Annotated in this window: 18 protein-coding genes; 13 read left to right on the top strand and 5 right to left on the bottom strand. The window is 42.7% G+C overall.

Annotated features, from left to right (window positions below):
- Window positions 1–345: 345 nt before the first annotated feature.
- Window positions 346–1668 (bottom strand): NAD(P)/FAD-dependent oxidoreductase, encoded by a 1323-nt coding sequence (locus AACU59_RS09450; RefSeq protein ID WP_094144927.1) that lies wholly within the window; start codon window positions 1666–1668, stop codon window positions 346–348.
- A 483-nt stretch (window positions 1669–2151) separates the two neighbouring features.
- Here AACU59_RS09450 and AACU59_RS09445 point away from each other — a divergent pair, with 483 nt between their 5' ends.
- The 10 genes from AACU59_RS09445 (at window position 2152) to AACU59_RS09400 (ending at window position 15687) form a co-directional block, all read left to right on the top strand.
- Window positions 2152–3582 (top strand): transporter substrate-binding domain-containing diguanylate cyclase, encoded by a 1431-nt coding sequence (locus AACU59_RS09445; RefSeq protein ID WP_094130143.1) that lies wholly within the window; start codon window positions 2152–2154, stop codon window positions 3580–3582.
- A 544-nt stretch (window positions 3583–4126) separates the two neighbouring features.
- Window positions 4127–6247: an anaerobic ribonucleoside-triphosphate reductase gene (gene nrdD / locus AACU59_RS09440; protein ID WP_094145064.1), complete on the top strand. Its 2121-nt coding sequence runs from the start codon at window positions 4127–4129 to the stop codon at window positions 6245–6247.
- 23 nt (window positions 6248–6270) lie between these two features.
- Window positions 6271–6738 carry an anaerobic ribonucleoside-triphosphate reductase-activating protein gene (nrdG, locus tag AACU59_RS09435; RefSeq protein ID WP_161437532.1) on the top strand — a complete coding sequence of 156 codons (468 nt, stop codon included), beginning with the start codon at window positions 6271–6273 and terminating at the stop codon, window positions 6736–6738.
- A 62-nt stretch (window positions 6739–6800) separates the two neighbouring features.
- Complete coding sequence (locus AACU59_RS09430) at window positions 6801–7982, top strand: amino acid aminotransferase (RefSeq protein ID WP_094145128.1); 1182 nt, start codon at window positions 6801–6803, stop codon at window positions 7980–7982.
- 28 nt (window positions 7983–8010) lie between these two features.
- Window positions 8011–8631: an ATP-dependent zinc protease family protein gene (locus tag AACU59_RS09425; RefSeq protein WP_013867861.1), complete on the top strand. Its 621-nt coding sequence runs from the start codon at window positions 8011–8013 to the stop codon at window positions 8629–8631.
- Window positions 8632–8946: 315 nt separating this feature from the next.
- Window positions 8947–9894: an exopolyphosphatase gene (locus AACU59_RS09420; RefSeq protein ID WP_094145126.1), complete on the top strand. Its 948-nt coding sequence runs from the start codon at window positions 8947–8949 to the stop codon at window positions 9892–9894.
- Window positions 9895–10112: 218 nt separating this feature from the next.
- Window positions 10113–11963, top strand: coding sequence for an extracellular solute-binding protein (locus tag AACU59_RS09415; protein ID WP_176428495.1), 1851 nt, complete (start codon window positions 10113–10115; stop codon window positions 11961–11963).
- Between the two features lie 9 nt (window positions 11964–11972).
- Window positions 11973–13058 (top strand): microcin C ABC transporter permease YejB, encoded by a 1086-nt coding sequence (locus AACU59_RS09410; protein WP_013867858.1) that lies wholly within the window; start codon window positions 11973–11975, stop codon window positions 13056–13058.
- Complete coding sequence (locus AACU59_RS09405; protein ID WP_017046433.1) at window positions 13055–14098, top strand: ABC transporter permease; 1044 nt, start codon at window positions 13055–13057, stop codon at window positions 14096–14098. The genes AACU59_RS09410 and AACU59_RS09405 overlap by 4 nt, the downstream gene beginning before the upstream one ends.
- Complete coding sequence (locus AACU59_RS09400) at window positions 14095–15687, top strand: ABC transporter ATP-binding protein (protein ID WP_094144502.1); 1593 nt, start codon at window positions 14095–14097, stop codon at window positions 15685–15687. The genes AACU59_RS09405 and AACU59_RS09400 overlap by 4 nt, the downstream gene beginning before the upstream one ends.
- Window positions 15688–15803: 116 nt before the next feature.
- Here the strand turns inward: AACU59_RS09400 and AACU59_RS09395 are convergent, their stop codons facing one another.
- Together AACU59_RS09395 and AACU59_RS09390 are read right to left on the bottom strand one after the other, a co-directional pair.
- Window positions 15804–16595, bottom strand: a complete 792-nt coding sequence (locus AACU59_RS09395; protein WP_094144501.1) for an EAL domain-containing protein — start codon at window positions 16593–16595, stop codon at window positions 15804–15806.
- 269 nt (window positions 16596–16864) lie between these two features.
- Window positions 16865–17500 (bottom strand): hypothetical protein, encoded by a 636-nt coding sequence (locus AACU59_RS09390; RefSeq protein ID WP_026029124.1) that lies wholly within the window; start codon window positions 17498–17500, stop codon window positions 16865–16867.
- Between the two features lie 341 nt (window positions 17501–17841).
- On the opposite strand from AACU59_RS09390, the gene AACU59_RS09385 reads away from it, so the two are divergent.
- Entirely contained in the window at window positions 17842–18381 is a 540-nt protein-coding gene (locus tag AACU59_RS09385; protein WP_094144778.1) for a cytochrome b, read from the top strand.
- Window positions 18378–18947, top strand: coding sequence for a YceI family protein (locus tag AACU59_RS09380; protein ID WP_013867851.1), 570 nt, complete (start codon window positions 18378–18380; stop codon window positions 18945–18947). Before AACU59_RS09385 ends, AACU59_RS09380 begins: the two co-directional genes overlap by 4 nt.
- Window positions 18948–19043: 96 nt before the next feature.
- Here AACU59_RS09380 and AACU59_RS09375 read toward each other — a convergent pair whose 3' ends face one another.
- Window positions 19044–20816: a methyl-accepting chemotaxis protein gene (locus tag AACU59_RS09375; protein WP_094123417.1), complete on the bottom strand. Its 1773-nt coding sequence runs from the start codon at window positions 20814–20816 to the stop codon at window positions 19044–19046.
- Between the two features lie 194 nt (window positions 20817–21010).
- On the opposite strand from AACU59_RS09375, the gene AACU59_RS09370 reads away from it, so the two are divergent.
- The gene (locus AACU59_RS09370; RefSeq protein ID WP_047690369.1) at window positions 21011–21616 is read left to right on the top strand and encodes a beta-phosphoglucomutase family hydrolase; all 606 of its coding nucleotides are present in this window, start codon (window positions 21011–21013) and stop codon (window positions 21614–21616) included.
- Between the two features lie 27 nt (window positions 21617–21643).
- Here the strand turns inward: AACU59_RS09370 and AACU59_RS09365 are convergent.
- A partial coding sequence (locus AACU59_RS09365) for an FKBP-type peptidyl-prolyl cis-trans isomerase (protein WP_161437530.1) occupies window positions 21644–22008 on the bottom strand: 365 nt, incomplete at its 5' end.

Raw genomic sequence — 22008 nt, 5'->3', positions numbered from 1 at the left:
CGCCTTTCTTACAGCATGTCTGTTTCTCTTCAATGAACCCATTGTCGTAGCACGAGCCAACTATATATAAATGCACCAATACCAATACCCACCAGTGCTACTATATCAAAGGAGGTCCTCACATAACTAAGTGAAGAACCAGTAAATGTTGGAGCTATGAGTATAGCGATAACTGCCACTATGGCTGAAGCCAATACCGCTTTTGTGTTGAGTTCGCGAGTTTCTTTTCTTCTTCGAATAAGGCTTATCGTTAAGAGTAAAGCTAGCAATAGGATGAACCATGAATAAGGTTTTATGGTAAACCATACCACAATTAAGATACTATCTATTCCCATGATAATTCCCTCACACTTTGCCAAATAGCATTGCGTTGTAAGCAGGTTGCAACATTTGCTCTTCCATTACCCAAACAGCCCAAGACTCTTCAGTCGGATCTATAAAACTAAATGAGGGCAATAGCACATTATTGTATCCAAACTCAGCTAGTATGGCTTTTCCCAAACTGGTAATGAGTGGGCAGGATGTATAACCATTATAAGATGCGTTCAGCGCATTTCCTTTCAGATAGGCAAGTAAGTTTTCTTCAATGACGGGTGCTTGCAGCTTGACACTGGCTGCCGTTTTTCCTAATGGGACGCCAATTACGTCGCCAATACCGAATACATCAGGGAATCTTCGATGCTGCAAAGTAAACTGATCCACTTCTAGCCAGTTTTTGGCAAATGGCCCATCTTGCCACACCAAGTCAGACTCTAAAATTGGAGTCGAGGCTGACATCGGCGGAACCACGTGGAGAAAGTCATACTGTTCAGTTTGGACTTTATTATCCGTCAGTTTGAAATAGGCTTTTTTAGCGCCAATATCGATACCTGTGAGTCTGTGGTTATAGTGAATATTCACCCCCTGTTCTTGCCAGCGATTGATGACAAACTCATTGTAAAGTGGCACTGAAAACACTCGGTTTTTAAACGGAGTAAAGAAATCGACCTCAAATTGCTGTCGCTGGTTAAGTTTCTCAATACGAGCAAGAGTGGTGAATGTCATTTTAAGTGGGGCACCCGCGCATTTCAAAAAGGTATGGGGTAGTGTAAAGATCCCACGGCCTTTTCCAGTCGCTAGCCATTGATCGATTTGTTGACTTGTTTTTAAGGCGAGCTCTGCACTGGCATACACACTACCAATTCCATTACTGCCAATCGCAGTGGCATCGAACCCTTCAATTTGATCGTAGTTTAGTTGGCACCCCGTCGCGACGATTAGAATATCGTAATTCAATATATCCCCGTTAATCAGTGTGACGGTTTTTTCTGTTCCACTTATCGATGCCACGTCTTTATCTATCCAGTCAACGCCTTGTGGAAGCCACTCTTCAGTATTGCTTATCACACGATCAGTTGGCCATAATCCTGATGCAATCATGGTAAATCCAGGTTGGTATATATGCTGTTTTCTTGCTCCTACAATGGTGATTTTATTGCCCCTGAGCCTGCGTCTGAGACGATTTGCCATTGCGGTACCCGCTGCGCCTACACCCAAAATCAACACATGTGCTTTCGTGTTAAGTTGAGGGGCAGCGGTTAACGAAAATGGCGCTACTGAAAGAATTCCTGCTGATAAACCGAGCTTTAAGAAATGTCGGCGTGATGAGTTGTTTGAGTGAGTCTTCATAGATACTCTCCATGTTTAGCAATTCCTAATATAGTTATGGTTTACTTGATTGACTAAATCAAGATTTTAGAGCGTCGTATGATGATCATCGCAAATTCAGCTCACAGGAAGTCTTATTCATATCTCAATAAATATGCGCTGAAGTCGCGCTGCGAAAAATGGTGATGTTGGTGATGGAAAGTGACTCCCAATGCCTATTTAAACTGCAAGTAATAGAGGCCATTTATTGGTATGTATAAGTGTACTTATTTAACCAAAGAGCAGGTTTTTGGAGATGGTTTTGGATCGCGTTGAGCACAATTGAACGTATATCAAATAACATAGCTTTGAAATATCAGCAGGCAATGGATATTAAAAATGCAGTTTTAAATAGGTAGATTACGGATAAATTCGCTATGATTATAACTAAATGTGTTTCATAACAAGAAAAGCGGTGCAAGCTTAATCGTGTTTGAGTCAACTAAACTCCCCAGTTAGGAAAACATGAAACTGAAATCTGCGTTATTGATGATATTTTCTCGAGTGATGGCTGTATTGGCGCTGCAGCTTCCAGTCATCGCTTCTACGGCAGAAGTCGGTGAACCGCTCTCCAGCGAGCATGATCTTTCTCAACCTCTGCTTATTACAAGCTCAGCCAAGTGGAAACCGTATTCGTATATTAATAAGCAAGGAGAGCCTGCCGGGATCTTAGTCGATTATTGGAAAGTCGTTGCTGAGCAAAGCGGGTTCGATGTTGAATTTAAACTAGTAAGCTGGAACGAATCACTAGAGCTGGTTAAACATGGGCAAGCCGACGTTCATGCGGGTCTAATTCAATCACCTGAGCGAGATCTGTTCCTCGATTTTGGACCTGAAATTATGGCGATCGAGACGCACGTATTCTTAGATCAACACCTACTCGGTACGGATTTTGACAAAATATTTTCAGGTGAAATCGATATTAAGGTTGGCGTTGTATTGGGTGGCTATGAGGCGTATTACGCAGCTCAATATTTACCTAAATTAAACTTGGTCTACTTTGCCACGAATGAAGATATGTTGTATGCCGCTTCTAGTGCAAAATTAGAAGGGTTTATTAGCGATTATCAAGTCGCTAATCTCTTTATGTTTACAGAAAATAGCCCGAAAAAATATGTGCCAGTTAAGTTTCTCTATTCTGAGCCGTTGCGCTTTGGGGTGAAAGAGGGCAATGACGTTCTTTGGCAGAAGCTCGCAAATGCGACAGATAAGGTATCTGATGCCTCTAAAATGCAGTTATTTAGTCGCTGGATCTACATGGAAACGGTTTACCCAAAATATTTTATCCCGATCATCATTAGCGTAGCTCTGATGGTTCTCTGTATTTACATCTTGATGTTAAGACGCGCAGTCATACATAAAACCATCGATTTAGAGAGAGCAAATCACTTGCTAGAGAAATTGGCGCAAACTGATGAGCTAACAAAAATCAGTAATCGCCGACACTTCCAATCAAAGATAGCAGAATTGCAAGGAACTCCCGTCTCCTTCACCTTATTGGTGTTTGACATTGATAACTTTAAGCTAATCAATGATCAGTTTGGTCATGAAGTGGGTGATCAAGCAATTATTCATGTGGTTAGACATGTACAGAGAAAGTTATCCAATAATGACTTTATTGCTCGTTTAGGTGGAGAAGAGTTCGCCATTATTCTTACTCTCTATACCTTTGAAGAGGTCAAATTGAAAGCTCAATATATCTGTCAATCTGTCTATGAAAATCCAATGCGAGTAGCCAATGATACCATCACGCTCAGTATCAGTTTGGGTGGCGCCTATTACGATCTTGTTCCTGATAAAGTCTCACTTACTGTTGCGGACAGTTTAATGTACCAAGCCAAGTCGGCGGGTAAAAATCGTGCTGTAGTTGTTAAAGTTGATCAATGTGCGGATTGATCATTCCAATTAACTTCATTTCGGCCATCTATTATCACTTGGCTCGCCCGAGGACAGTGTTTCAAGAAAAGCCATTCCAAGAAAAGTATGGATGATGTTTTTTGGCAACGAAATGACCTCGATTAATCATGAAATAGTGTGCTGGAATTCGACATTTCATGTCGCTAATGTGAGACTTTGTGCCCAAGTCGCGAAAGAGGGAATAAAGAGTATTGTTGCCGCTAATTGACATACACATTTTGATTTTAACATCGCAATACCTCACTGATCGAATCCGAAGGCTTAGCCTATCAGGCTCGGTGAAATTTCAAGAGGAAAAATCAAAAATTTGCAATTTTCATCGTTTCTTTTCTAAGTGAGATCTACTACCCCAAGATCGCATTGATCTTGTTCAATGCTCGGTTTTTATTGATCCAAATCAATACCCTGAGTTGGGAGTTTTCGTTAAATGCACCACAATATATTGTGTCAGTCGGATAATAAACTGCTCTATATAGTGTGTTTGTGGATAACTCTGTGAGTATGCTAGGGGTAAGGAGAAATGGTGAAACCTATCGTAATCAAACGTGACGGATCGAGAGCCCCGTTCAACCGTGATCGCATTCAATCTGCCGTGGAAAGTGCAGCTGAACATATTGATAAAGAGATCGCTATTTACGCACTCAATGTGGCGTTGGCGGTAGAACTGAAGCTCAAAGATTACGATGAAGTCCATATCGCCGAGATTCAAACCTTAGTAGAGAACGAGCTAATGCAAGGGCCCTATAAAGCATTAGCTCGTTCATACATCGAGTACCGACACGATCGTGATATCGCGCGTGAAAAGCAAAGTGCCTTGACGCAAGAGATTGAAGGCCTTATCGAAGAAAGTAATGCCGATCTGCTCAATGAAAATGCGAATAAAGACGGCAAAGTTATCCCAACGCAGCGTGACTTACTGGCTGGTATTGTGGCGAAACACTACGCTAAAACCCGAATTTTACCGCGTGATATTGTGCAAGCGCATGAAGAGGGTGATATCCACTATCATGACTTGGATTACGCTCCCTTTTTCCCAATGTTTAACTGCATGCTGATTGATTTAAAAGGCATGCTCACTCATGGCTTTAAGATGGGTAATGCGGAAATTGATACGCCAAAATCAATTTCAACCGCCACCGCAGTGACCGCGCAAATTATCGCTCAGGTTGCGAGCCATATTTACGGCGGCACCACCATCAACCGTATCGATGAAGTGCTTGAACCTTATGTGACAGCCAGTTACGACAAACATCTAGAAATAGCAAAAGAGTGGGATATTCATCATCCCGAAGCCTTTGCTATATCCCGTACAGAAAAAGAGTGCTACGACGCATTCCAGTCACTTGAATATGAAGTCAACACTTTGCATACCGCGAATGGGCAAACCCCGTTTGTCACTTTCGGCTTTGGTCTAGGAACCAGTTGGGCCTCTAAATTGATTCAACAGTCAATTTTGAAAAATCGCATTGCTGGTTTAGGCAAAAATCGTAAAACGGCTGTATTCCCTAAATTGGTATTTGCCATCAAAGATGGCTTAAATCATAAAGCGGAAGATCCAAATTATGACATTAAACAACTCGCATTAGAGTGTGCGACCAAACGCATGTACCCGGATATTCTCAACTACGACAAGGTAGTTGAAGTGACGGGTTCATTCAAAACCCCAATGGGTTGCCGCAGCTTCTTAAATACATATGAAGAAGGTGGTGAGCTGATTCACGAAGGGCGGAATAATTTGGGGGTAGTCAGTCTCAATTTACCTCGTATCGCGCTGAAAGCGGGCCGAAATATTGAACAGTTCTACACATTACTCGATAAAAAATTAAAACTGGCTCGCCGTGCTTTAGAAACTCGCATCAGCCGCCTTGAAAAAGTCAAAGCACGCGTCGCGCCTATTTTGTATATGGAAGGGGCATGTGGTGTTCGATTAAAAGCCGATGATTCTATTGCCGATATATTCAAAAATGGCCGAGCATCTATCTCTTTGGGCTACATCGGTGTGCACGAAACCATTACCGCGCTCTATGGCAGTGACACACATGTTTATGATGATAGCGAACTGCGAGATCGCGCGTTAGATATCATTAAATACCTGAAAGGGGCCGTTAACCAATGGGCGGAAGAAACCGGTTACGCGTTCAGTTTGTACGGTACGCCAAGTGAGAACCTCTGCAGCCGTTTCTGCCGTATCGACACCAAAGAATTTGGTGTGATTGAAGGCGTAACGGATAAAGGTTATTACACCAATAGCTTCCATTTGGATGTGCAAAAGAAAGTTAATCCATACGATAAAATTGATTTTGAGATGCCATATCCAGAGGTTTCAAGTGGTGGCTTTATCTGTTATGGAGAGTTTCCGAATATGCAGAAAAACATAGAAGCGCTTGAAAACGTTTGGGATTACAGTTACAGCCGTGTTCCTTATTATGGGACCAATACGCCAATTGATGAGTGCTATGAATGCGGTTTTACTGGCGAATTTGAGTGTACGAGTAAAGGGTTTACCTGTCCTAAATGTGGTAATCACGACTCATCCAAAGTCTCCGTAACCCGCCGGGTGTGTGGCTACCTTGGTAGCCCAGATGCTCGTCCGTTTAACTTCGGTAAACAAGAAGAAGTTAAACGTCGCGTTAAACACTTGTAAGTGATAGTGAGTAACCTGTTGGCATGAATTATCACCAATATCATCCGATTGATGTTGTGAATGGCCCGGGGACGCGTTGTACGCTGTTCGTCTCCGGCTGTGAACATCAGTGCAAAGGATGTTACAACAAAGGGACTTGGTCGCTGCATTCTGGCCACACTTACAATGAGCAACTAGAGCAGCAGATCATCACCGATTTGAACGACACGCGCATCAAGCGCCGAGGATTATCCTTGTCGGGTGGCGATCCCTTACACCCGCAAAACCTTGCTTCTATTTTGCAGTTGGTTAAACGAGTAAAGATTGAATGTGTGGGGAAAGATATCTGGTTATGGACGGGATATACCCTAAACGAACTCAGTGATGCTCAAAGACAAGTCATTGAATATGTTGATGTCTTGATTGATGGAAAATTTGAACAGGATAAAGCCGATCCAAGCTTAGAATGGCGAGGCAGTGCCAATCAAATAATCCATCAATTTAAACTGTAAAAATTATGTATCTAGTGCTAACTTGAAGGTCATTACTTGAATTTCAAAGGGTTGTGACCTTCATGTTTTCACATTTACCAACACCAACACTCGATCCAATACTTTCATTATCGGTTGCATACCGCAACGATCCTCGCAGCGAAAAAGTTGACCTAGGCATTGGCGTTTATCGTAATAGCCAAGGAGAGACGCCGATTATGCGCGCCATTGCCAAAGCGCAAGAGCACGTGATTGCCACACAAACCACTAAATCGTATGTTGGGCTTGCTGGGTGTGAAGAGTTTAACCAAAGCATGGTGAACTTATTATTGTCTGGCACTTCAGTGCTTGATCGTGTGGCTGCGATTCAAACGCCCGGAGCAAGCGGTGCGCTGCGTATGCTCGGTGACTTAATGCACGTAGCACAACCAGAAACGACGGTGTGGATTACTGACCCAAGTTACGTCAATCATAAACCGGTGATGGAAGCGGCGGGTTTAAAAGTGAAATATTATTCTTACTTCTGTCGCGAGACTAAGCAAGTCGATACTGCACGGATGCTTGATGATTTATCGCAAGCAGGGCCAAAAGATGTGGTGCTTATCCATGGTTGCTGCCATAACCCAACTGGCGCGGATATTGATTTCGTCGCATGGCAAGCGATCACCAGTCTTGCGCAGAAAAATGGCTTTATCCCTTTTGTTGATGTTGCCTACCAAGGGTTTGGTGAAGGTCTTGAAGAGGATGTGAAAGGGCTGCGTTTTATGGCAAACAACGTCGAAGAGATGTTGATCACCACCTCTTGTTCAAAGAACTTTGGTCTCTACCGAGAACGAACTGGTGCCGCGATCGTTGTCGGTAAAAACGCACAAGATGTAGCGAATGCAAAAGGTAAATTACTAACGTTAGCCCGTTCGACCTACACTATGCCGCCCGATCATGGTGCTGCACTGGTGAAAACTATTTTAAAAAATCAAGCATTAACCGCGATTTGGAAGCAAGAGTTAAGTGAAATGCAACAGCGTTTGTTAAACCTGCGTCAAACCTTGTGTAATCATTTGAGAAATCAGCACAATACTTCACAATTCGATTTTATCGAAAGTCACAAAGGGATGTTTACTGTGCTAGGCTTTACTCCAGAACAGATGGCTCAGCTACGTGATCAATATGGAATCTATGGGGTAGGTGATGGCCGAATTAACATTGCAGGCTTATCAGAACAACATATTCCGTATGTTGCTCAAGCCATAGTTAATGTCTCTTAAATATTTATCAGTTTGATTAGGTGGGTCAATGAAACAACACTTGAAACTTATTGCTCTTTTAATGTTGAGTACTGGTTTGATGGCATGCAGTACGCTAAACCAAACCTCAACACAACCAGAGCAAAAGCCAAAAGTTGAAGAGCCAAAACAACAAAATACTGAGGCACAAAAACCGGTTGAAAAACCCTCGAAAGAGCCAGTGGTGGTGAAGGCCAAAAAAACCTCTGATGGTAAGCTTATTTTGGGCGAAAAAGAGTGGGTTTATGTGCCGAGTTTGAACGAAAGCTTCAAAGCGCGTATCGATACCGGGGCGGCCACCTCTTCAATTAGTGCCGTGGATGTTGTTGCTTTTGAACGCGATGGAAATGATTGGGTCAAGTTCAGGATTGAACACGATGACATCAAAAGTGATGAGATAAGTTTACCTGTTGAACGCTGGGTTAGAATTCGGCAATCCAGTGCAGAGGGTACACAAAGACGTGCGGTCGTTGTCGCTTGGATTGAAATTGGTGATCTCAAAGAGAGAACCGAATTTACGCTTGCCGATCGTACACATCTGACTTACCCACTGTTACTTGGCCGTAGTTTCTTTAAAGATGTAGCGCTTGTTGATGTGAGCCGAAAGTACGTGCAGGATAAACGTAAATAGAGATACCTCACTTCTTAGCTCAGCCTAACAGCCAGCACTTGTTGCTGGCTTTTTCTTACCTTCAATTCCCTAGTTGTAACAGCAGTCTTCATACATCATTACTTTATTCGATATTTGCTCAATAAAATGATGCGCTGTGTTGAATAATGTTTGAAAACCATTGTGTTAAGTTTGTTAAAAGGACGATGGCGTCTAAAATGAAAACATACCACCTGCATTGGTAAACCTAAAAGGTGTTAACTCAGGATCTGATATACAAAACACTGCTTAAACCCACGCCGAGCAGTGATATGACTGCTAATAAGGAAATTGTCTATGTCTGAGCATCAACAAGCTGAAAGTAAATTTAGATTAGTGACACGCAGCGATTTTGATGGGCTGGTTTGTGCCGTGTTGCTCAAAAAACTCAACCTAATTGACGAGATCGTATTTGTTCACCCAAAGGATATGCAAGATGGGAAGGTGATGATAACTGAGCGTGACATTGTCACTAACCTGCCTTACGTCGCTAATGCTCACTTAATTTTTGATCATCACCTATCGGAAACTATTCGCAATCAAGGTGAAAGGACGAATCATATTATTGATCCAAACGCGCCGTCTGCTGCGCATGTAGTATGGCAATATTATGGCGGACTAGATACGTTTCCCTCTCAGTGGCAAGAGATGCTGATTGCTGTCGACAAAGGTGACTCCGCGCAGTTTACTCGAGATGAAGTGCTTGATTCTGCGGGATGGAATTTACTGAATTTCCTGATGGATGCAAGAACAGGTCTAGGGCGCTTCCATGAATTTCGTATTTCCAATTATCAGTTAATGATGGATCTCATCGACTACTGTGCGAACCACTCCATTGCCGAGATTCTTGCTCTGCCGGACGTTCAAGAGCGTGTTACTTTGTACCGTGAGCATGAAATTCTATCTAAACAGCAGATTCAACGTTGTGCCAAAGTCTATAAAAACCTTGTCATTCTTGATTTGACGGGCGAAGAAATTATTTACGCGGGGAATCGGTTTATCATTTATGCCTTATTTCCCCAGTGTAATATCTCGATTCACAAAATGTGGGGCTTTCAGAAGCAAAATATCGTGTTTGCTACGGGGAAATCTATTTTTGATCGTGGCTCGAAAACCAATGTGGGCGGATTAATGCTCAAATATGGTGGTGGAGGCCATCAAGCGGCTGGAACGTGCCAAATTGCTCTTGAAATGGCCGAGCAGGTAGAAAAAGAGCTGATTAGCCAAATTACCACAGATGGCTAAAGCCGATGAAGCCCTGCATGGCGGGGCTTTTTATCTCATCGCGGCGTTTTCTATACGTTTCGTTCCTAAAACCACAAAGTTACCAATTCTTATTGCGACGCACCACTTACCAGCAATGCCAAGTTGTTTCGTTATAATTGCAGCTTGGGGTTTCGTAAATCTTATTTTTCTCTATACTTACCCAAGTGACTGAATTATTAATAGTTTACACCGATGGAATGTCGCGAAGTTATCAATGGAAGGATTCTAGTATGAGAAAAATTAAGCCTACGCTGTTAGGTGTGACTGTGCTGCTGATAAGTGCTTTGGCGACTGCGGATGTTGTAGAAACCACAACATTATCCGGCGTTGGGCAAGCCAAATATCCCGCCAATTTTTCTCATTTCGATTATGTTAATCCAAGCGCGCCTAAGTACGGAAAAGTAACTTATGGTGAGGTGGGTACTTACGACAATTTTAACCGCTTTGCTTCCCGAGGCGCTCCGGCGGCAGGCAGTGGTGAGCTTTATGATTCACTGATGTTTGCGCCCAGCGACGAAATTGATACCTATTATCCATTGATTGCTTCTAAAGTTCGTTATTCTGATGACTATTCGTGGCTAGAACTAGATATCAACCCGAACGCACGTTTTCAAGACGGTAAACCGATCACCGCGCAAGATGTTGAGTTTACGTTCAACAAGTTCATGACAGAAGGGGTGCCTCAATATCGACTGTTTTACAAAGCGGTTAAATCGGTAACGGCGATCCATCCTTTAACGGTTCGTATTGAGATGTCAGAACCTAATAGAGAAAAGCTTTTTAGTTTGGCTCAATCAACTCAAGTGTTGCCTAAGCACTATTGGCAGGATAAAAACTTAGCAGAACCATTAAATGAACCGCCAGTCGGCAGCGGTCCTTATAAAGTCGTACGTTATCAAACTGGGCAGAGTGTTACTTATGAGTTGCAGGAAAATTATTGGGCTGCCAACTTACCAGTCAGCATTGGGCGACATAATTTCAAGCAGATCCAATACGACTATTACCGCGACGATACCGTAATGCTTGAGGCATTTAAAGCTGGGGAATTTGATATTCGCCAAGAGAGTTCGGCGAAGTTTTGGGCCAGCTCATACACTGGATTGAACTTTGATAAAGGATTCATCAAGAAAGAAGCGATCGCGCATAATAGCCCAGCGTCAACCCAAGGTTTTGTATTTAATATTCAACGAGAAGTGTTTAGTGATCCGAAAGTGCGCGAGGCTTTGACCTATGCGATGGATTTTGAATGGATGAACAAAAATATGTTCTACGATCAATACTCACGAACGCGTAGCTATTTTCAAAACACAGAGTATGAAGCGAAAGGTCTTCCCTCTACTGATGAACTCATTATTCTTACACCACTAAAAGATAAGATCCCAGAACGTGTTTTTACCCAAGAATACCAACCACCAGTGACGGATGGGTCGGGTCGTATTCGTCAACAACTACGAGTCGCTTTTCAATTGCTCAAAGAGGCGGGGTGGGAGCTGAAAGATAAAGTGATGACCCATAAAGAAACGGGTAAAGCGTTTGAGTTTGAGTTATTGATCTACAGTCCGACCACGGAACGCATTGCTATTCCTTTGCAAAAAAATCTAAAACAGCTTGGTATCGAGATGAAGATTCGCTCAGTGGATACCACACAATATCTTAAGCGTTTGCGCGATAGAGATTTTGACATGCTTTCGTCGGCCTATGCGGCGAATCCTTACCCAAGTCCTAACTTGTTGATTATCTGGAATTCAAACTACATCGATTCCACGTACAATCGTGCTGGAGTGGCAGACCCAGTTGTCGACTTCCTCACTGAACAAATTGCCGCCAATCAAGAGCATCCAGAAAAATTATTGCCTTTAGGCCGAGCATTAGATCGCGTTCTACAATGGAATTTTTATCTGATCCCACAGTGGTATCTGAGCCAATATCGTATCGCAACTTGGGACAAATTCGAGCGCCCTAGTGTGATGCCAAAATATGATATTGGTCTTGATACTTGGTGGGTTTCGGAGCAGAAAGCGCAATTGCTACCAGAAAAACGCCGTTAAGAGGATGCAATGACTGCTTATATTTTCCGCCGATTGCTGCTCGTTGTGCCCACGCTGTGGGCGATTATTACCATTAATTTTTTTATCATCCAAATTGCCCCCGGAGGCCCAGTTGAGCAAGCGATTGCACAAATGGAAGGGCATGGTGACGGAATTATGGAGCGATTTACTGGAGGCGGCCAAGAGGTGGATATGTCGCTGTCGGCTAACACTGGAGGATATAAAGGTTCTCGAGGTTTAGACCCCGAGGTAGTCGAAGCGATAAAAAAACAGTTTGGTTTCGATAAGCCACTTCATGTCCGTTATTTTGAAATGCTAAAAAATTACGCAACCTTTAATTTTGGTGACAGCTTATTCAAAGGGGGCAATGTTATTGATTTGATCACTGAGCGTTTGCCCGTTTCGATCTCTTTAGGGCTATGGAGTACGCTGATCATCTACCTTATCTCCATTCCTCTCGGAATTTTAAAAGCCATTCACCATGGTTCAAGGTTTGATGTATGGTCAAGCGCGGTGGTCATTATAGGTTACGCCATTCCTGGCTTCTTATTTGCGATCATTTTGATCATTATTTTTGCCAGCGGAAATTATTTCAGTTGGTTCCCACTGCGTGGTTTAGTATCAAATAATTTTGCTGATCTGACTTGGTATCAACAAATTGGCGACTATTTTTGGCATTTGGCTTTGCCCATCTTTGCAATGGTGATCGGTGGGTTTGCCACTTTGAGTATGCTAACGAAAAACTCATTTCTTGATGAGATCAACAAACAGTATGTGGTGACGGCTCGAGCAAAAGGACTGGATGAAGGACGTATTCTTTATCAGCATGTTTTTCGTAATGCGATGCTGATTATTATTGCCGGTTTTCCGAGTGCTTTTATCAGCATATTTTTCACCGGTTCGATGCTGATTGAAGTGATGTTTTCACTGGAAGGTATAGGGCTACTTGGTTTTGAATCGACTATTCAACGGGATTATCCTGTAGTGTTTAGTTCTTTATACATCATGACGTTACTTGGATTAGTCCTCAGCATCATTTCCGATTTGACCTATATTTGGGTTGATCCTCGAATCGACTTTGAGGCTCGTTCATGATGGTAAAAAAAAGGCTGTCCAACCCATTAAACGTATTGCGCTGGCACGGTTTTAAGTCCAATCGGCGCGGTTTTTATTCACTATGGTTGTTTACGCTTTTATTTGTGGTGAGCCTATTTGCTGAGCTGATTGCAAATGATAAACCCCTTTTGGTTGAGTACGATCAGCAGTGGTTTTTCCCCACCTTTCAACAATATGCAGAAACTCGTTTTGGTGGTGAGTTTGAAACCGAAGCGGATTATACCGATCCTTACGTCATCGATCTGATTGAACAAAAAGGCTTTATTGTTTGGCCATTGATCCCATTTAGTTACGACACCATCAACTTTAATATCAATAATGCAGTGCCGTCAGCGCCGGATTCAGTGAACTGGCTTGGTACTGATGATAAAGGGCGCGATGTGCTGGCTCGTATTATTTACGGGTTTCGTATTTCGGTTTTGTTTGGCTTTGTATTAACACTCGTCTCGTCAGTGATAGGCGTTATCGTTGGTGCCACTCAAGGTTATTATGGCGGTTGGCTTGATTTACTTGGGCAACGTTTTATTGAAGTTTGGTCAGGGATGCCAACGCTTTTTCTGCTGATCATTTTATCGAGTTTCGTCGAACCGAATTTTTGGTGGTTGCTTGGTATTATGGTGCTTTTTAGTTGGATGAGTTTAGTGGGCGTGGTGAGAGCGGAGTTTTTACGCTGTCGTAATTTTGATTATGTGCGGGCTGCGCAAGCGATGGGGGTGAGTGATCGCCGCATTATGCTTCGCCACATGCTACCTAACGCGATGGTGGCTTCTTTAACCATGATGCCCTTTATTCTTTCAGGTTCAGTTACGACTTTAACATCCTTAGATTTTCTCGGTTTTGGCTTGCCAGTCGGCTCTCCCTCTTTGGGCGAATTATTGGCGCAAGGGAAAGCCAATTTACAAGCTCCATGGTTAGGTATTTCAGCATTTGTGGTGCTCTCGTTAATGCTGACATTATTGGTCTTTATCGGCGAAGCGGTACGCGATGCCTTTGACCCGCATTCGACAGGGAGAAGATGATGAGTAAAACCGTACTCTCTATCCAAAATCTTTCGGTCGGGTTTGGTCAAAAAGACAATCTTGAACCTGTGATTAAAGCGGTGTCACTTTCTCTCTCTGCAGGGGAAACTTTAGCGCTGGTGGGGGAAAGTGGTTCTGGTAAATCAGTGACGGCGAATGCCATTTTGAAGTTGTTACCGAAAAGTGCTGCCCACTATTTGCAAGGGGAGATCTTTTTTGATGGTATCAACACGTTGAACTGTAGCGAGAGGCAATTAAGAGGTATACGAGGCGGGAGGATTGGCATGATTTTCCAAGAGCCAATGGTCTCACTCAACCCCTTACACAAAATCGGTAAACAGTTGATCGAAGTTGTGGAAATTCACCGAGGACTAAGAAGCAGCAAAGCACGTCAGTTGGCCATTGCATGGTTAGAAAAAGTGGGTATTCGATCGCCAGAAATTAAGATTAATGCTTATCCACATGAACTTTCTGGGGGAGAACGCCAGCGCGTCATGATCGCGATGGCTTTGATCAATGAGCCTGAATTACTGATTGCTGATGAGCCGACCACTGCGCTTGACGTTTCTGTTCAGGCGCAAATATTAGATCTACTTAAAAACCTGCAACAAGAACTGGGTATGGCCATGTTGTTCATTACTCATGATCTCAGTATTGTTAAGCGTATCGCTGATCGCGTTGCAGTGATGCAAAATGGGCAAGTGATCGAGGTTAATGATGCCAAAACGCTGTTCTCATCACCCTCTCACTCTTATACCAAAAAATTGATTGAATCCGATCCTCGAGGTTTGCCCGTTGACGTAAACCCTGACAACCCAATTCTAGTGCAGCTTCAGCATCTCAAAGTCTGGTTTCCCATCACTGGCGGCTTATTCAAGCGCACGGTCTCGCATATTAAAGCTGTCACCGACATGCAGTTTAAGCTTAAAAGAGGACATTCATTAGGAATTGTTGGCGAGAGCGGTTCGGGTAAATCGACCACTGGTATGGCGATACTAAAATTAGTTCATTCGGAAGGCTCGATTTGTTACGACAATAATGAGCTGCAAGGGTTAGATAGGAAAGCTATGCTACCTTATCGCAGCAAGATGCAAGTCGTTTTTCAAGATCCATTTTCAGCACTGAATCCGAGAATGTCGGTGGCGCAGATTATTGGTGAAGGGTTAGAGGTTCATAGCCGTTATGATCGACAAACTGTTGAACGAATGATTTGTGATGTGATGCGAGAAGTTGAACTCGACCCGGCCACTCGCTACCGTTATCCCAATGAGTTTTCTGGTGGGCAACGACAACGTATCGCGATTGCTCGGGCATTGGTTCTTAAACCTGAGTTCATTTTACTTGATGAACCAACTTCTTCTTTAGATCGTACGATTCAAGCGCAAGTGTTGGATCTGCTTAAATCGCTGCAACAAAAATATGGGTTAACGTACTTGTTCATTAGCCATGATTTACATGTGGTGAAATCATTATGCCATTACACTATGGTGATGAAACAGGGTGAAGTCGTTGAGCAAGGGGAAACGCAACAGCTGTTTCTCAATCCTCAGCACCCTTATACCCAAGAGCTTATTTCCTTTTCTTATTAAACATCACGCTATGTCATACAGTTAAATAACGTGATGTTGTCGCTAGGAAAACAGTGAGTGAATATTGAAAGTAGCGGTAAGTTGGGGCGCTATCGCGAATGTAAAGAATATCGTTATTAAATGGCCATCTTAATGGCTGGTACTATCGCTTCCGGCATGGCTAAAAAATAGCCTTGAAACATATCAATATCGAGTTTTTGCATTGCTTCGAGTTGCGCTTGGGTTTCGATGCCTTCTACAACGGTATTGGAACCATTCTGTTTCGCAAGGGTAATGCCATCCATAAGTGGGTCACAATCACCTTGCATATATTTGAGTAATAAGCTTCGATCAAATTTGATGATATCAGGCGTCACCAAATTAACCCGTTGTGGTGTTGAGGCTTGAGTACCAAAATCATCAATGGCAATTTTAAAACCATTTGCAGCCAGACTTTGCGTTGCGCATTGCAGCTTGCTTTCATTTTCTGAATCGATTTCAATCAATTCCATGACCAGTTGATTATGTTCTATATGCAGTTCTTTGAGGCGATCGCATAGCAATGCTTTGTTGATGTCGCTGATGGCAAACAATTCACCCGCGACAGGCAATAAGTTTAGAAATAATTGGCATTGACGATATTCGGAAAGGGCATAGTTTCGGATGTGGATAACTCGGCTGAGTCTTTCTACGTTAAGTTTGTCGATGGGATTAATAGTGTCGGAATGGAAAAAACAATCGGGGCGAATGGTCGTGCTGCCATGGGCGGTGATTCTCACTAGGGCTTCAACGCCCACAATGCGGTTATCCCGCGAGAATATCGGCTGGAAAACGCTTCGCAGCACAAGATGTTGGTAATGAGCAATAAACTGGCCATCGGAATCCAGAGACATGCATTTTGAAAACTGAGTTTTGTTAGTTAAAAGCATACAATTTTCGACATCCTAATCATTAATTTTTGCTTGAAGCATCCGAGCGCCAATATGCCATGCCATATTATTGACTCACCTTGACCTTTGTCAATTGTACCTTTGGCTAAGATGAAAATTTGTGGGTTGTCAAAACAGCGTCACAAATATTGAATTATTTAGTGAATGTGATGTGGCAGGTTCAATTGATTGAGTGTGTGCTAAATCAGAAGACAAGAGGGTAATATAAAATCTAGAACTTGGAAGAAAATGAGGGCGGTTTGTTTACGTTACGCCCATTGTAATACGGCATATAATTGAATGTACTTTCGGACTAGTTGCTGGTTTTTAGAGCGTTTTAAAGGATGGCTAAATTTAATATAACAAGGGCTAATTTGAAAACGGTTCTCTAAAGATTGAGTTAGCAATGAGTCACTTTCATACAGCGTGATACCTTGTGCGAGGTATTGATCTATTTCATCGGGTAATTGCCCTGTCCACCAATGAAGTAACTCGCGACTTTTTTGGCTACGACTGATCCAGTGATCGGTCAGTAATAACAATAAATCATTCGGTTGAATCGCGTAAGCGTACTCATATTTCCACTGCGCAATGTCTTGCATCAACTTTTCTCGACAGGTTTTACCAGCACTGACCATATGGTGAGTCAGGATCCATACTGTTCCTGCATCACTGCTCACTCGGTAATGGTGTGGCATGTCTCGCTGAGGGATTGATTCAATAACAGAATAGTGGCATGGGTGCCCAAATTCACTGAGTGTACGAGCCAACCTGCGAGCAAAAGCCAGTCCTAAGTGATGTTCACTCATTCCTTGGTTGTGTATGGTGGGGTAGTGCTTTTCACAAAGTTTTAGACAGTCAGCTTGAAATTCGTTGACGCTTTGCGTGAGTATGTCCAGTAGCAACTCGTTGTTCTCCTTTAATAAAGCCAAGCAAGATTACCACAGTTATCAACAAGCACGAGCAGCAAATGGCGAGTTCTTGATCTTTCACACTATTCTTCTAATACGAGCATTCTACAGGTGTTAAACCCTTATGATTTGAAGCTACCGTTGTTTCAAGTTGTTTGAGCCTAAGTCGTGGTTATCTATATCCACAATAAGTTCCTTCAGTTTTTTCGAATAACTCAATCAGTACTAAAGTATGTCCACAATGTAAAGTATGGTAAATACTGTGTTAATAATTTAGGCTAGAATATAGATTCAATTCACTTTGTTGCTGTTTCACTTGCTGGTTTAGAAAATTTATGACAACTGAAGTTAAAAATTACAACTTAGTCACGCGTCTTATCCATTGGTTATCCGCACTCGTTATCATCGGTATGTTTGGTGCTGGGATCTGGATGGTTGAGTTAACCTATTACAGTCAATGGTATAACACCGCGCCACATTGGCATAAATCTGTCGGTTTGTTGCTGCTCGTGGTCACCCTGTTCCGCATACTATGGAAGTTGGTGAGTGTCTCTCCTGCCATTGGTGGTGGCCACTATGAGCGCATTGCGGCTAAAGCGGCGCACGGATTAATGTATTTATTATTGATAACGCTGTTTGTATCAGGCTATTTGATCTCAACAGAAGATGGCCGAGGGATTGATGTTTTCAATTGGTTTACTGTACCAAGTATGGGCTTGTTGTTTGAAGGACAAGCCGATCTCTCTGGTACGGTTCACTTTTACGCAGCTTGGACGCTGATTATTTTAGCAGGCGTGCACGCTGTTGCCGCACTCAAGCACCATTTTATTGATAAAGACGATACGCTACGAAAAATGATAGGAGCTTCTAAATGAAGAAAACGTTACTTGCTACTGGATTGGCTTTCGCAACACTCATGCCGCTAGGTGCAAACGCTGCTGACTATGTTATAGATACCAAAGGTGCGCATGCTTCAATTAACTTTAAAGTCAGCCATCTTGGTTATAGCTTTACCAAGGGCCGCTTTAACAAGTTTGATGGTGAGTTTTCCTACGATCCTAACGACCTTGCAAGCTCAAAAGTGAAAGTTAATGTGGATACTCGCAGCCTGGACAGTAACCATGCTGAACGTGATAAACATATTCGTAGTGCTGATTTCATTGATGCATCAAAATATTCACAAGCCACGTTTACCAGTACTCAAGTGGTTGATAAAGGGAATGGTAAACTAGAAGTGCTCGGTGATCTTACTCTGCATGGTCAAACCAAACCCATTACTATTGATGCAGAATTTATTGGTGCAGGTAAAGACCCATGGGGTGGCCAACGCGCTGGTTTTTCGGGGACAACACGTATCGAACTCGCGGATTTCAATATTGCAGTAATGGGCGCTTCAAGCTATGTCGATATGGAACTCTATGTTGAAGGAATACAAAAGTAATCCACATCTTGCTATGCTTTAAGCAAACATGAATAAAAGGGTCTAACTCTAGACCCTTTTCACTAACTCTCGCTATATTTTATCTCTATACATTGGCTAACTGACAGATTTCTGAGTCTGGAATTCGGCGACCGCGTTGTCCATGTCGTTTGCTTGCTTGGAAACGATATCGACTTCAATCAAACACTGTTTGGCTGAGTGCATATTATTATCAGAGATAGAGTTAAGTTCGGTGATCGATTCACTGACTTGGTTCATCACAATGCCTTGTTCTTCAATTGCAGAGGCGATTCGCTCAGAGTTACTTTGTATCATTTCCATGTCAGAGAGAATCTGACGTAAACTATTATCCAGTTCTCCTGAAGCCGTTAGCGTCGCATGGCCTTGAGTGTTGCATTGTGCAATATCAGTGACAACGGTGCTCATTTGGCTTTGAATTGCAGAAACGACATTGGTGATCTCTTCCGTTGACTGATGCGTGCGGCTGGCAAGTGCGCGGACTTCATCGGCGACCACAGCAAAGCCTCTTCCTTGTTCTCCGGCTCGCGCGGCTTCAATCGCGGCATTTAATGCCAGTAAATTGGTCTGCTCTGCGATACCTTGAATGATGTTAACAGCACCGCCAATTTGTTCGACATGCTTGTTCAATGAGGCGATGGAGATTTGACTTTTTTCCAATGTTCGTGAGAGTTCATCGACATTTTTTACAGTTGATTCCACCACCAAACGCCCTTGCTGAGCATTGTGCGCGGCTTTGTGTACACCTTCTACCGCTACACTAGTACTTTCTGAAATTTCGCTGATGGTGGACACCATTTCTTGAACGGCCGTTGCCATTGTCGTGGTGTGGTCAGCCTGAACGTGAAACTGTTCAATCACATCTTCTAATTCGTTATGCATACTTGATGTACTGTTCGATAGCTGGTGAGACTTTGTTTGAGAGCCAGCGATAAGAGTTTCGAACTTATCGAGTAAGGTATTAAAATAAGTTGCGATCGATACCAGCTCGTTGCGGCCAGTCAGTTCAACACGCAAACTGATGTTGTTGCTGTTTGAAATCATTTGCATCACTGATAACAACTTACTCACTTGCACGTTAATGGAGCGCGCTATTTGGAGAATAAATCCAAGGATTAGCACGATCACTAACGCACTGAGCCCTTGTTTCACATAGTTAAGTTCTTGCTCAATACTTGTAATCTCTTTATTTAACACTTCAGAAAAGGTAACAAACTGTTGTTCAACATTATGAGAAAGATTACGTACTTCACCAAGTAGCCCTTGATTATATTTCAAACCAATCACTTTTTTCTGATCGACAAGCTGTTGGGCGGCCTGTGCTAATGCCGGAAAACGGTTGGTCACTGTGCTGTTTTGCAGCTCTCCAACCTGCACGCTTTGATCAAACGCCATTAGCTCTAAAAGTAATGCATCATCAGCATTAGGTTTTATGGTTTCCAATGCTTGTAAATAAGTGGCTAAAAGGCCGGATTTTTCATTTAATCCGTATAGGCTATAAGCCTGCACCAATTTTTCAAAACCTTGTTTATAAGCCAAAAGATCTTGTCGGAGTTGGCTACTAGAGGGGAGATCTCGATCTAACAGGATGAGGGAAAGTTGCTGTTCCAGATCTAAAAAAAGAGTGCTGTTTTTTTTAAAGGTTTCAAGGTATTTCACGTCGCTTCGCAGAAGAAAATCTTTCTCATTGCGCCGCAAATTGAGCAGTCTAATTTCAAGTTTATCGACTAAGTTAATGGCTTGATTGAGCGTTTCGGTGGTTTGGGAAAAATGTGTGGTAGTGGCTAACATTACCAGAACCCCGATAACCGCAATAGCACCCAGTGAATATAATTTTTGTTTGATACTCATGAGATTATACACCTAAGTAAAATGACAATAATTGATGAAAATGTAATTATTAGTATGTTTAATTAGAATGTTAGGATTAAATGAAGCGTATATCAATGAACGCAAAAATATAAATTACATTCACTATCGTGACACAATATTGGAACTTTTATTTTGTTGATTCCCATAGAATTTGTTAGAGGCGCTCTGTAAACATGATTGAATTAGAAAATTACCAAGGACTTATTTTTGATATGGATGGTACGTTGCTTGACACCATGCCAGCGCATTTAGAGGCTTGGTCAAAAACAGCGCAACATTTTCGTTTCCCATTCTCAGAACAGTGGTTGCACAGTTTAGGTGGCATGCCTAGCGCTAAAATCGTTTCACAAATCAATAAGCTGCACGATCTCAAATTGGTGCCAGAGCTGGTCGCTCAATTTAAAATGGCGGCATTTTCTTCTATCGAAAATAGTGGTGAGGTAATTTCTTGTACTCATGAAGTTGTTGAGCAGTTTTATGGTAAAAAGAAGCTTGCGGTTGGGACTGGAAGCCAAAGGCAAAGTGCACTCGCATTGCTTAAAAAGTCTGGGCTATTAAATCGCTTTGATGCTGTAGTAACGGCGTCTGATGTTGAAAACCATAAACCGAATCCAGATACATTTTTGCGTGCAGCCTTTTTATTAGATCTCGAACCTAAGCATTGTGTGGTGTTTGAAGATACTCATTTGGGTAAACAAGCCGCTCACGCTGGAGGAATGGATTGTGTGATGGTAGAGGAAGGAAAACTGGTGTTTTATCCAGTCCCTTCTCAAGAATAGAGCCGCGTAATGCGGCTCAACACCGCTTTACTGGATTTCAATTAATTCCACATCAAAAATCAGTACGGATGCAGGTGGGATAGGGCCGCTGCCACTTTTGCCATAACCTAAATTACTGGGTATGAACAGGCGCATTTTTTGTCCTTCCACCATCAGTTGTAGACCTTCCTGCCAGCCTTGAATCACCTGCTTCAAACCAAACACAATCGGGTCGTTACGTTCAACTGAGCTATCAAACACCGAACCGTCAAGTAAAGTACCGTGATAATGCACTTTTACACGACTGTTGGCTTTCGGATGAATGGTGCCAGTACCTTGTTGGAGTACGAGATATTGCAGGCCACTTTCGGTTGTTATCACGCCATCTTGCTGAGTATTTTCAGCCAAAAACG

Origin of the sequence: Vibrio sp. V23_P3S9T160 (genome assembly GCF_963886625.1) — a bacterium.
Classification (GTDB): domain Bacteria; phylum Pseudomonadota; class Gammaproteobacteria; order Enterobacterales; family Vibrionaceae; genus Vibrio; species Vibrio anguillarum.
Note: the sequence above shows the minus strand (reverse complement) of the source record. Positions and strands in the feature narration are given on the sequence as shown.